10 protein-coding genes and 1 other RNA gene are annotated in these 12,674 nt (G+C 41.5%); 10 read left to right on the forward strand and 1 reads right to left on the reverse strand.

Going from position 1 to position 12,674, the window contains the following annotated elements:
• Positions 1-191 precede the first annotated feature (191 nt).
• From smpB to MKY98_RS01020, 6 genes are all read left to right on the forward strand, one after another.
• Positions 192-671, forward strand: a complete 480-nt coding sequence (smpB, locus tag MKY98_RS00995; RefSeq protein ID WP_013308270.1) for an SsrA-binding protein SmpB — start codon at positions 192-194, stop codon at positions 669-671.
• A gap of 250 nt (positions 672-921) precedes the next feature.
• Positions 922-1,286: a transfer-messenger RNA gene (ssrA, locus tag MKY98_RS01000) on the forward strand.
• A gap of 292 nt (positions 1,287-1,578) precedes the next feature.
• Positions 1,579-3,666: a carboxypeptidase regulatory-like domain-containing protein gene (locus tag MKY98_RS01005; RefSeq protein ID WP_208332763.1), complete on the forward strand. Its 2,088-nt coding sequence runs from the start codon at positions 1,579-1,581 to the stop codon at positions 3,664-3,666.
• 343 nt (positions 3,667-4,009) lie between these two features.
• Positions 4,010-4,237, forward strand: a complete 228-nt coding sequence (locus tag MKY98_RS01010; RefSeq protein WP_069010180.1) for a DUF896 domain-containing protein — start codon at positions 4,010-4,012, stop codon at positions 4,235-4,237.
• 66 nt (positions 4,238-4,303) lie between these two features.
• The gene (locus tag MKY98_RS01015) at positions 4,304-4,702 is read left to right on the forward strand and encodes a DoxX family protein (RefSeq protein ID WP_069010179.1); all 399 of its coding nucleotides are present in this window, start codon (positions 4,304-4,306) and stop codon (positions 4,700-4,702) included.
• 74 nt (positions 4,703-4,776) lie between these two features.
• Positions 4,777-5,727 carry a ring-cleaving dioxygenase gene (locus tag MKY98_RS01020; RefSeq protein ID WP_069010178.1) on the forward strand — a complete coding sequence of 317 codons (951 nt, stop codon included), beginning with the start codon at positions 4,777-4,779 and terminating at the stop codon, positions 5,725-5,727.
• A gap of 118 nt (positions 5,728-5,845) precedes the next feature.
• Here the strand turns inward: MKY98_RS01020 and MKY98_RS01025 are convergent, their stop codons facing one another.
• Entirely contained in the window at positions 5,846-6,997 is a 1,152-nt protein-coding gene (locus MKY98_RS01025) for a glycosyltransferase family 2 protein (RefSeq protein WP_069010177.1), read from the reverse strand.
• 352 nt (positions 6,998-7,349) lie between these two features.
• On the opposite strand from MKY98_RS01025, the gene MKY98_RS01030 reads away from it, so the two are divergent.
• The 4 genes from MKY98_RS01030 (at position 7,350) to MKY98_RS01045 (ending at position 12,670) form a co-directional block, all read left to right on the forward strand.
• On the forward strand, positions 7,350-8,072 hold the full coding sequence (locus tag MKY98_RS01030; protein ID WP_043882022.1) for a GntR family transcriptional regulator: 723 nt from the start codon (positions 7,350-7,352) through the stop codon (positions 8,070-8,072).
• Between the two features lie 293 nt (positions 8,073-8,365).
• Positions 8,366-10,750 (forward strand): phosphoketolase family protein, encoded by a 2,385-nt coding sequence (locus MKY98_RS01035; protein ID WP_069010176.1) that lies wholly within the window; start codon positions 8,366-8,368, stop codon positions 10,748-10,750.
• Between the two features lie 273 nt (positions 10,751-11,023).
• The gene (locus MKY98_RS01040; protein WP_069010175.1) at positions 11,024-11,866 is read left to right on the forward strand and encodes an aldo/keto reductase; all 843 of its coding nucleotides are present in this window, start codon (positions 11,024-11,026) and stop codon (positions 11,864-11,866) included.
• Positions 11,867-12,049: 183 nt separating this feature from the next.
• Positions 12,050-12,670, forward strand: a complete 621-nt coding sequence (locus tag MKY98_RS01045) for a PspA/IM30 family protein (protein ID WP_069010174.1) — start codon at positions 12,050-12,052, stop codon at positions 12,668-12,670.
• Positions 12,671-12,674: the final 4 nt, after the last annotated feature.

Below are 12,674 nucleotides of genomic sequence, written 5' to 3' on the forward strand. Positions count from 1 at the left end.
CTGCAGTAACGGATAGAAGCCGCCTTGTTTTAAGTGTGATGTTAGTGTTAGTTAGAAATGTAGAAGGCTTGCCCCTTCTTGCTTTTACCATCTGAAATTTGTTACAATATATTTCTAGGTGGCTCTATGTAGCCAGATTTTGATGCCTGGATTTCAAGAGTGAATTACGTTATTCATAAGGAGTGGTATTCATGGGTAAGAAGGCAGACGGGAAAGTGCTCGCCCAGAACAAAAAAGCTTCCCATGACTATTTTATTGAGGACACCTACGAGGCGGGCATGGTATTAACGGGAACGGAAATTAAGTCTCTGCGAAATGGTCGTTCCAATATAAGTGATGCATTTGCTACGATCCGTAATGGCGAAATTCATATTCACAATATGCACATCAGTCCCTTTGAGCAAGGTAATCGTAATAATCCTACCGATCCGACGCGTACGCGTAAGCTGCTGTTGCATAAAGAGCAGATTCGCAAGCTTATCGGTCTGTCCAAACAGGAAGGTTACACGATTGTTCCGTTAAAGATTTATGTTCGCAATGGTTATGCCAAGCTTTTGCTCGGACTGGGTAGAGGTAAAAAGCAGTATGATAAACGTGATGCTGCCGCTAAACGCGATGCACAACGTGATATCCAACGTGCTTTACGTGAGAAGCAGAAAATTGCGAGATAAGTTATTGTATTATTAGTTATGGTACAAATTACGTGGAGAAGTTACTTGTTCCTCTAATGGTGCTATTTTATAAGGCTTAAATGGCTTCATTTCGTTTCGTAATGACCTGTAATATGGTATACTAACGAAGTAGTCAGTTTTAAAGCTTTTAACTTTGTTCGAGTGTTGAATCTTAGAATTCAGCTTTTGGTATTATGCATGCTTATGCTCCGGTATTTCCGGATTTATCCGTGGAGCCCTTTTATAATAAGGGGGCGTTTATGGATTCGACGGGGATAGTTCGAGCATGGGTAGCGGGTAGTGGGGACGCGTCCGCTTCATCAACGCTAAAGCCTATTAAACGGCAAACAACAAAACAACTACGCTTTCGCAGCCTAAGAAACTGTGTGCGTGCTTCTACTCTGCATCGCCCATGTGACAGGGATAGGGGCTAACAAATAGTGGGATACGCTGTCTCATCTCCGCCTGCGGTGAGCTGAAGAAGATAATCAGGCTGACCCAACGTATAGCCGGTTACGGGGCGATACTCGGGTGACATCAAAACTGTGACTACACCCGTAGAAGCTTATGTGTCGTTATCTTCGGACAGGGGTTCGACTCCCCTCGCCTCCATACGTAGTATCAGTAACGGACACCATTCGGTGTCCGTTTTTTCTCGTGGACTCGAAAAGGGAGGACCACTTCGGCTCGATGGCTTCTATTTTCTCTGCCATCGAATACGATAGATTCAGATATAAGGTGATATAGCTAGGACGACAAAATATTTTGACAGAATATTTATCGTGTGGGAATATTGGGGTATCTGATTTTGTAGTGAAGAGGTGTTGCCATTACCGACTAAGTAGTAGTAACCGTTAAATTAATTCATAACTGAGTTGCACAATCTACTAAAAGGGGTCTGAGAGAGATGTCTAACCTGTTTGAAAAATTTAGATTGATAACCATGGTACTTTTAATGTTATTTATGATGACTTCTAATAACTCAGGTTTTGTCTATGCTTCGTCCAACGAAATATCTGCATCTAATCCTTCACATCAGTTCATTAATGTTGCAGCTGACTCCCTCAGGTCATATGCAGTTAAATCAGACGGAACTGTATGGGGTTGGGGATCAGGGTTGAACGAAAGAGGCGAGTTGGTTGGTTACCCTAACTTTGTTGAAATTCCAGTGAAGATTCCAAATGTGAGTGAAATAACGAAAGTTGTTGGTGGGATGAATAGTTTTCAGCTTGCCTTGAAATCAGACGGAACTGTATGGTCCTGGGGATATAACAGCGAAGGTCAGCTAGGCGACGGAACAAATACTTACAGATCGAAACCTGTAATGATACATAATCTACATGATGTAATTTCTATATCAGCTGGAAGTCATCATTCACTGGCTTTAAAATCAGATGGAACAGTATGGACTTGGGGCTATAACGCATATGGAATTTTGGGGGATGGATCTTATGTTGATCAATATACTCCAGTTCAAGTGAAAAATTTGTCAAATGTCATTTCTATCACAGGTAGTTATGAAAAATCAAAAGCTGTCAAATCAGATGGGACTGTGTGGGAGTGGGGATACTTAGTTAATGGTTCAAATTATCAGACCACACCAACACAAATTTTAGGAATAGAAAATGTAAAAGCACTCGCTAATATTTCTACATTAGCTACACTGGCACTTAAAGCGGATGGGACTGTCTGGGTTTGGGATGACTATAGATCAACTCCTACACAAGTTGAAAATCTAGATAACATTGTAGCTATATCAAATGGAATGGCATTGAAGTCAGATGGGAAAGTTGTATTAATTAAAGAAGACATATTCACTAATCAAATTGAAGTAACTCCAGTTGAATTAACAGATGTCACTCAAATATCTAAAACATACGCCCAATACCCCGGTCATCAACTAGCAATAAAAAAAGATGGATCGGTCTGGGCTTGGGGCGGCAACGATTATGGACAGTTAGGTGATGGTACACTTGATGATAAGCTCATACCAGTTGAGGTGAATTTCCCTGGTGATGAACTTGTCCACAGTGTTACAGGTTCCGTATACGGTATTGAGGGTATGCCAGTGGAGTATGCTACCGTAACAGCTAGCACGTATAACCAATCTTGGACGGTGACTACGGATGTGTATGGGAAATACACACTATTACTTCCTTCAGAAATTTATACATTAAGCGTTTATGCAGATGGCTATGTAGATAATTCAAAATCAAATGTAAGTGTGACTTCAAGTGCGTATGATACATTTGATTTTAACTTGGTGGGGTATGGTGGATTTGTTAAATTAGTATTTAAAGATACTGATGGCAAAGCATTAATAAATCCAATGATATCTATAAAAAGAATGGATAATAGCACCGTCTACTCAGGAGTAATTTATGGGAAAGACGAATGGGTTTATCCTTTAGGTGTTGGGACATATAACGTTACAATTGGTGAAGTCACTCGTCTTGTTGATGTTGAACTAAATAAATTATACATTTTTGACCCAATGAACTCTAAAGCTGGAAGTGTAATAAAAGGTAAGGTGAGTGGAGTTGATGGCTATCCAGTGGAGCAAGCTACGGTAATTGCTAGTACGTACAATCAATTATGGACAGCTACGACCGATGTATATGGGGAATATACTCTCTCGGTTCCTTCCGGAAAATATACGTTGAATGCCTTTGCCAATGGGTATATTAAAAGTTCCAAATCAGATGTGAGTGTTACTTCTAGTGTTTATGAAACAGCTGATTTTAACCTGGTTGGCTACGGTGGATTTGTTAAATTCGTATTCAAAGATGCTGAGGGTAAACCCTTGTCAAATCCATATCTGTCCATAAGAAGAGCAGACAATACCTTTACCTACTCGGGAATCGTCTATGGAAAAGATGAGTGGATATATCCACTAAGTGTTGGAGAATATGATATCACGATTGGTGAAGTTACTCGACGCATTAATGTAAAGCTTAATGAACTATTAATACTTAATCCAGCTGACCCAAATTAAGCCGGTTACGGGGCGATACTCGGGTGACATCAAAACTGTGACTACACCCGTAGAAGCTTATGTGTCGTTATCTTCGGACAGGGGTTCGACTCCCCTCGCCTCCATTTGAGTAAGACAAGAAAGCCATCAGCCCGTGATTCTGGTTGGTGGCTTTTTATTATGGCTCTAGTAATTGAGTTGAAAGGTTTTACACAACTTGTAGCTTAAAGGTGTCTCTAAGTGATCTGGCTGCTTTTCTTTTCGAAAAAGTATTGACACGGATAGAAAAGTATTATATCTTTATATCGAGATAAATAAATTAAAGATAAAAGTGATCATAAATTTTGAATAGGGAGGTATATACATGATTACCATTTTAGAAAGAATTAATCAGCTTGCAAAAAAAGCGAAAGAAGTTGGGTTGACTGAAATTGAAAAAATGGAACAAACGGATCTTCGTAAAGAATACCTTCAAATCTTTCGGGGCTCTGTACAAAGCATTCTCTTGAATGCTACGATTTATGATCCGAATGGAGACGATGTTACGCCTGAAAAACTGAAAAAGGAACAGGCTCAAATCGCTAAACAATAAGTTTAATTTCGTCTAATATCTCTAAATTAAATATCTTAGAATAATATAATGTGGAGAGTGATTTTTATGTTGGCAAGTGGATTGTTATTGATACGTTTGGTGGTTGGATTGTTATTGGTGGGGCATGGAGCGCAGAAGCTTTTTGGGTGGTTTGGCGGCTATGGTCCAAAGGGTACGGGCGGTTGGATGGAATCGATTGGCATTAAGCCCGGGGTGTTCATGGCAGTGGCTGCTGGGTTGATGGAATTGTTGGGAGGAGCTCTATTTGCTGTAGGACTGCTCACTCCACTGGCTGCATTTTTGATTACGGCGACTATGCTCGGAGCAATTTTCAAGGTACATGGCCAAAACGGGATCTGGGCAACGGCTAATGGCTATGAATATCCGCTAGTTCTTATTGCAGTTGTAATCGGTATTGCGTTGACAGGAGCAGGTTCATATTCCATTGATGCAATACTTAGATAAAACATGATGGTTAGGTCATTAAAAGTCATCATCAACAAAAAATAAAGGTTTCTACGATTAAAGGAGGGTTTCATATGTCGCTTCAAACTACAGGTATCCATCATATTACGGCTTTTGCTGGTAATCCGCAGGCAAATGTCGATTTCTATGCAAGTATTCTTGGACTTCGGTTAGTGAAGAAAACAATCAACTTCGATGCTCCTGAGGTTTACCACTTGTACTTTGGCAACGATGCAGGGAGTCCTGGAACGATCATTACTTTTTTTCCTGCACCAGGAACTCCCAAAGGGCGAATCGGAGGTGGTCAGGTGGGCATAACCTCGTATGTGGTACCCCCAGGTTCACTTGATTTTTGGCAGCATCGTTTGCAAAGCTTTGATATTCAAGTTACGAAAACGAGCCGTTTTTCTGAACAATATCTTCAATTTGAGGATAATGAGGGCTTACGTCTTGAGCTTGTTGAACGTGAAGAGGGAGCGAATAGTACTTGGTCTTACGGTGGCATTTCAGCCGATAAAGCAATTAAGGGGTTTGGAGGTGCCGTGCTATTTAGTGTCAATCCACAGAGAACGATGGATGCATTGGAGAGCATACTCGGATTTACGAAAATCGCTGAAAACGCCGAATATGCGCGTTATCAGTCCGTAGGAGAAATCGGCAACATCGTGGATGTCCCACTCGCCAAAATAGGTCTAGGCTTTGGTGGAGCAGGCACGGTACATCACATTGCATGGCGTGCAAAAGACTTCGAACAACATGAAGAATGGAGAAGCGCAGTCCAGCATTATGGCTATCAGCCGACCACAATCATAGACCGCCAATATTTTAATGCTATATATTTCAGAGAAGCGGGTGGCATATTATTTGAAATTGCTACAGATCCACCGGGATTTGCTAACGATGAACCTGCTGAATCTATGGGGCAGAAATTAATGCTGCCAGAGTGGTATGAACCGCAGCGGGCTCAAATCGAGGCGAATCTGCATCCTATTAAAGTGAGAACATTAACGGAAAAACAAAAGTAAGTAAAAGTTGCATACGACTCTTCCATAAGATAGCTTGCCGAGTTTGGCCTGCTCTCATATGGAGGAGTCTTTTTATTTCGGGAAAAATTCATGTGTCTCGGGACCTTCCGGCCTCTTGCTATTCCACCAGCTTTTCAGACTTCACCAGCATCTCTCGTAATACGTGAGCGACTCGACTTTTCCGGTTCGCTGCTTTCCTTTTTATCAAGTGTAATGATTTTTTGTATGCATGAGTATGGCCTTGGTCGTAGAACTGTTTGGCTGCAATGTGTAGTGTTCTTCTTAATAACAGTGCTGATGAGCGTGTTAACCTAGAGCGGAATCCCCTGCGCAATACCCGCAACGTATTTTTGTAGGTCTCAAAATCCTCGGATGGAGGGATAAGGGCAAATAAATTTAACGAGGAGTCATTGAATCCGTAGGTTTCATACATGATTCTCAGATTTTCCGTATTTAACACGTTACCTCTAAGATAGGTGGGATGTTCCTGATGGTATCCGACCACTTCTTTGATGCAATAAAAAGGGATCTTCAAGCGATGCAGTCTATAGCCAAGGTCCCAGTCCTCGAGTCCATAGAGCACAAACCGTTCATTGAAACCTCCAATACGAATCAAGTGACTGCGTCTGATGGCTACACAACGGGTAACCAGCAGCATCCAGGGGGCTACGTCCGTTGAGGCAAATTGTTTCTGCGTATGAGGAGGAACCCTTGTGGGACTAACTACTTTAGACAGTGCACCCGTTTGGTGAAGGATATCTTCTGGGGTTATGATCGGAGTAATTTCGTTTGCTGCTTCATAGTCAGCATTCCATAAGTTGGACTGCGTAAGTATGTTGCGACATTGTTCTTTTTCTTCAGGAGAAAAGTCAGGGTAATAATGGGTAAAAGCATCGTCCCACGAGTGAGGAATGCCTGAAAGCACGGACTTGGGATATTTACGGTGATAACGGCTCACGATCCTAATAAATTCCGGTAATACTACAAAGTCAGCGTCGCAGAAGATGATGTATAGCCCTCTTGCACGGCGCAGTCCCAAATTTCGAACGGCAGATCGACCGCGTTGTTCCTGATGTGACACATAGATAAGAGGATAGGATGCTTTGAAGCCTTCGACCATTTCTCTCGTTCCGTCTGTAGAACCGTCATCAGCTACAATGACTTCGAATAGTTGCTTTGGATAGGTTTGTGTCTCAAATGAAGCGAGTGTGAGCAACAATTGCTGGGCTCGATTATAGGTTGGAATGATGACGCTGTAGCGGATTGCCAATGTGATCCCCCCCCACCATTCTTATTAGAAAACGTTTGAACAAGATAAATAATAACAATGTATTCAAGGATTTTAGCCTGGTCTAGTCAAACATCCCTCAAGGTTCGAAACAGGCTTGGTCTTATTACCGATATTAAGGTGAGGGGTTCTGTATTTTCTACTGTTTTGCAGGTGCGTTCCGTGGTGTTATGTATGTGTAATCATGGTATTATGCATAGAGATGTAAAGTAAAAGCGAGGGCGCTTCTCATCCGCTGAAAGCTCACTCTGCATATAGAAACAAACATGAGATGAAATGGGCAAGTTATGGTAAACTAAATAGAGTTATAGAAGACCTGAAAGAGGAGTACTATATGACACAATTTGTCTATAAGCAAATTATTGACGATCTCAAGATGAAAATCTTTGCGGGAAAGTTTGCAGATATGAGATTGCCAGATGAACGTAGTCTTAGTGAGACTTACCAGGTTAGTCGTAGTTCAATTAAACGTGCTCTGACTAAAATGGAGAGTGTCGGAATTATTTTCAAAAAACAAGGTTCCGGGACATTTATTAATCCATTATACATAAGAAATGAATCTATCTTTAACTACGAAGGCTCTAATCTAGGGGTCACTGATAATTTTCAAATGCATGGTAAAAAGCCTAAGATCAAAGTATTGAGTTTTGAGGTCATTCCGCCAACAGAAGAATTACAGCGCGATTTGTTCTTGGAGACTCATGATTTTGTTTACAAAATTGTCCGCTTACGTCTGTTTGATGATGATCCTTTTATGATTGAAACGGGCTATATTCCCATTAAAATTGTCCAGAATTTAAATCAGACCATTATCGAGGGGTCCATTTTTAATTATTTGGAGGACTCGCGGAACTTGGCCGTCACCAAATCTTTTTTATCCATTTTTGCAGAACCGTCTCAAGAGAATGATCAAAAGCTGCTACATTTAAATGAAAATGAGCCTGTAGGTATTATGGAAGGTGTGTTCTTTTTAGATAACGGTACGCCATTTGAGTTTTCTCATATGCGATTTCATTACAAATATTTAAAATTTAATACCTTTGTATCGGTTCACTAATGATAAGACTGGAGAATTCTCCGGTCTTTTTTTATAATTTTGAGAAAAGGATTGGAGCCTGCGATTGCAACGTTTATTACAAATTTTATTGGTTTATACTTCTATATATTTTAATGTAAGAGCTTTTTTACTGTCTTTTTAATTTATATTTCATAGTATGTTCAAAATTTCACAAAATTGGACCGTATCACTTGTGAAAAAGGTTGAATTTAATCGGCGCGGCGTTATGATGTACATGTAGATGAAATTTCCGGAAATAAATTACAAACAATACTACTTAGGGAGTGGACACCATGTCATTATCACCCGTGTTAGCAGATTATTCATCTAAAACATATTTAGAAAAACTTGATGCATATTGGCGTGCAACGAACTACATTTCGGTAGGTCAGCTTTATTTAAAAGATAATCCTTTGTTGAGAGAGCCTTTAAAAGATTCAGATGTGAAGGTTAAGCCTATTGGACACTGGGGCACAATTCCAGGACAAAACTTTATTTATGCACATCTAAATCGTGTTATTAATAAATATGATTTGAACATGCTTTACATTGAGGGCCCTGGTCACGGCGGTCAGGTTATGGTTTCAAATTCATATCTGGATGGAAGTTACACCGAAATCTATCCGCAAATTACGCAAGATATCCCAGGTATGAAGAAATTGTTCAAACAATTCTCTTTCCCTGGCGGTATTGCTTCACATGCTGCTCCTGAAACGCCTGGATCTATCCATGAAGGTGGAGAATTAGGCTACTCCCTTTCTCATGGTGTAGGTGCTATTCTGGATAATCCTGATCTGATTTCGGCTGTTGTTATTGGTGATGGCGAAGCTGAAACGGGTCCATTAGCCGCTTCGTGGTTCTCTAACAGATTTATCAACCCGATCACGGATGGTGCAGTGCTGCCAATCTTGCACTTGAATGGCTTTAAGATTAGTAACCCAACGATTATGTCTCGTCAATCGAAAGAAGAATTGACCTCATACTTTAAAGGTTTGGGCTGGGAGCCATTCTTTGTTGAAGGTGAAAATCCGGATCACATGCATCCAGAAATGGCGAAAGTATTGGATACGGCCATCGAGAAAATTGAAGCTATTCAAAAGAATGCGCGTGAAAATAATGATCTTACTCGTCCAGCGTGGCCGATGATTGTATTCCGTTCACCTAAAGGCTGGACGGGTCCAAAGGAATGGGACAACGTGCCGAATACAAATTCATTCCGTGCCCATCAGGTTCCAATTCCGGTTGATCAAAAAAATATGCAGCACGCACCTGCTTTGTTAGAATGGTTGAATAGCTACAGACCAGAGGAATTGTTCGACGAAAACGGTCGTTTAAACTCTGAGCTTGCTGAAATTCTGCCCACAGGCGATAAACGTATGGGAATGAACCCTGTTGCGAATGCGGGGAACCTCATTAAAGACTTGAAATTGCCGGATTTCCGTAACTATGCGCTGGATAATTCCGTACCTGGTAAAGTGATTGCGCAAGATATGTCGGTTTTAGGGAAATACGTTAAAGATGTGGTTGTCTTAAATGAACAAAATCGTAATTTCAGAATCTTCGGACCGGATGAAACAATGTCTAATCGCTTGGCTCCTGTTTTTGAAGTAACCAAACGCCAATGGATGGACCAAATTATTGAACCTAATGATGAATTTTTGTCGTCCTATGGCCGCGTAATTGACTCCCAATTATCCGAACACCAAGCTGAAGGATTGCTGGAAGGTTATGTGTTAACTGGTCGTCATGGTTTCTTTGCAAGTTACGAAGCTTTCCTGCGTGTGGTTGACTCAATGATCACCCAACACTTTAAGTGGCTGCGTAAAGCAACGGATCAAGGATGGCGTGCAGATATCCCATCATTGAATGTCGTAGCAACTTCAACGGTGTTCCAACAGGATCATAATGGGTATACACACCAAGATCCAGGTTTGTTAGGTCATTTGGCTGATAAAAAACCGGAATTTATTCGGGAGTATCTGCCAGCGGATGCCAATTCCTTGTTGGCTGTTTTCGACACTATTTTAAACGACCGTCAAAAGATCAATTTGATTGTTTCGTCCAAACACCCACGTCCACAATGGTTTAGTGCTGATGAAGCGAAAGAATTGGTGGATAAAGGGTTGAAGATCATTGACTGGGCAAGTACAGATCAAGGTGGAGAACCTGACCTTGTCATTGCTTCTGCTGGCACAGAACCAACGATTGAAAGTTTAGCTGCAATTTCTATTTTGCATGAAAAACTGCCTGAATTGAAGATTCGGTACATCAACGTGGTAGATTTGCTGAAACTGAGAAGTCAAAAGCTAGACCCGCGTGGATTATCTGACGCCGAGTTTGATCATTTTTTCACAAAGGATAAACCAGTAGTTTTCGCTTTCCATGGTTACGAAGGTCTGATCAAAGATTTGTTCTTTGATCGTCACAATCATAATTTACGTGTACATGGTTACCGTGAGAACGGCGATATTACGACACCATTTGATATGCGTGTATTGAATCAAATGGATCGTTTTGACTTAGTGAAGGAAGCTGTTCTAAACTTACCTGACGCTGGGAAGTACACAAATATTGTGGATGAAATGGATGCTACGGTTAAGAAACATCATCAATTCATTCGCGAAGAGGGTATTGACTTGCCAGAGGTAGAGAACTGGGTATGGAAAGGCTTGAAATAAAAATTAAGACGCTTCAACTTTGTGTTGGACAACCAAGCAATTCAGCATGAAGTGGATTATATGATTTGGTAGTGGTATACAAGTGCCTGACTCCTTGACTTCAAGTATGATTTCAACGGGGATCAGGCACTTTTTGATGTAGCATACAGAGAATTTAATAGGAAAGTCACGAACTGGTGGGTAATAAGTATAGGAGGAACCGAGTCATTCGCTGTATTTTTCTGAGCATTAAAGGCGTTACGGTATAAGAGAATAGTAAGGGAGGCTGTTAATATGAACCAACAAATTCCGGAGAAGGTATTGAATGATGGGACTAAAGTGCCCGTCATTGGATTTGGGACTGCTGGATTGAAGGGTGCAGACGGAGTGAGGGCGATTACCAGCGCGGTTGATGCAGGTTACCGTCTGATCGACACAGCGTTCAACTATGAAAATGAGGGGGCTGTTGGGAAAGCGGTCCAGCAGAGCTCTGTGCCCAGAGAAGAATTGTTGGTTTGCTCCAAACTACCAGGTCGCCGACATGCTTACCAAGAAGCCATTGTAACGATCGAAGAGTCATTATATAGAGGAGGTCTGGACTATTATGATCTGTACCTAATCCATTGGCCGAATCCCCAAATTGATCGATATGTTGAAGCATGGCAGGCGTTAATTGAGGCGAAGAAAAGGGGCTATATCCGTTCCATTGGGGTGTGCAATTTCTTGCCCGAGCATAATGAACGTTTAATTCGGGAAACAGGTGTCACGCCGAGCTTAAATCAAGTTGAATTGCACCCATTATTTAATCAGGAACATCAGCGTGCAAAAGATGCTGAACAGGGCATCGTGACGGAATCGTGGAGCCCCTTGGGTCGTGGTCACAGTATGCTGGAGAATGAAGAGATTGGGAAAATTGCTGCTGCTCATGGTAAAACGACTACACAAGCGATTTTACGTTGGCATATCCAACTTGGAGCAATCCCGATCCCGAAGGCCTCTTCTTTAAATCACCAAACGGAGAATTTGGATATTTTTGATTTTGAGTTGTCTCCAGAGGAAATGAACATGATTTCGGCATTTAGCAGTGAGGATGGACGGATATGGGGGCAGGACCCCAAGTCCTATGAAGAACTATAATCAAGACAATAAAATAAAAGGGTTCAAAAATCTGTAGCGGGTTTTTGGACCCTTTGCTTTTATCATAAAACGAACACACATCCGAAAGTGATCAGTGGGTCAGTATATAGAGCTATAATGAACATTTTTTACTGGATTTGATGTATGATATGGTGGAATGTAGTCCTTTCGAAGGAGGTCATCATGGGAATTTTGTCGAGGTTTAGGGATATTATGAAAATGAATGTTAACGCCTTAATGGATAAGGTGGGAGATCCGGAGAAAACCATTGACGATTATATGCGGAATTTGAACAGTGATCTAGGCAAGGTGAAAGCGGAGACGGTATCAGTATTGGCTGATGAGAGAAGGGCGAAAAGAGCACTGGATGAATGCAAAGCCGGGATCAAAAAGCTCCAGCATTATGCCAGTAAGTCTGTGGAAGCTGGTAATGAAGAGGAAGCTCGAAAGTTTCTGGAGAGAAAAGGTTTGCAAGCGGAGAAATTGGAACAATTACAAACGTCCTATGATGTAGCTTCGACAAACGCCGTAAATATGAAGATAATGCAGGAGAAGTTGGTGTCCGATATGGGGCAACTAGAAGCGCGGCACGCTGAACTTAAAGGGAAGATGGCGGTTGCCAAAGCACAGCAAACCTTGAATTCTATCGGCAACGGGAATTCTGCTTTTGAGGTTATGGAAGAGCAGGTGAACAGAGCGTATGATGAGGCGATGGCTATAGCCGAGCTTCGGGCAGGGACGAAGGACGACCTGGATGCTTTATTTGCACAATACAAGAAGAGTACGAATGCAGAAGATGAATAACAGT

Source organism: Paenibacillus sp. FSL M8-0228, from assembly GCF_038007385.1.
GTDB lineage: Bacteria > Bacillota > Bacilli > Paenibacillales > Paenibacillaceae > Paenibacillus > Paenibacillus polymyxa_D.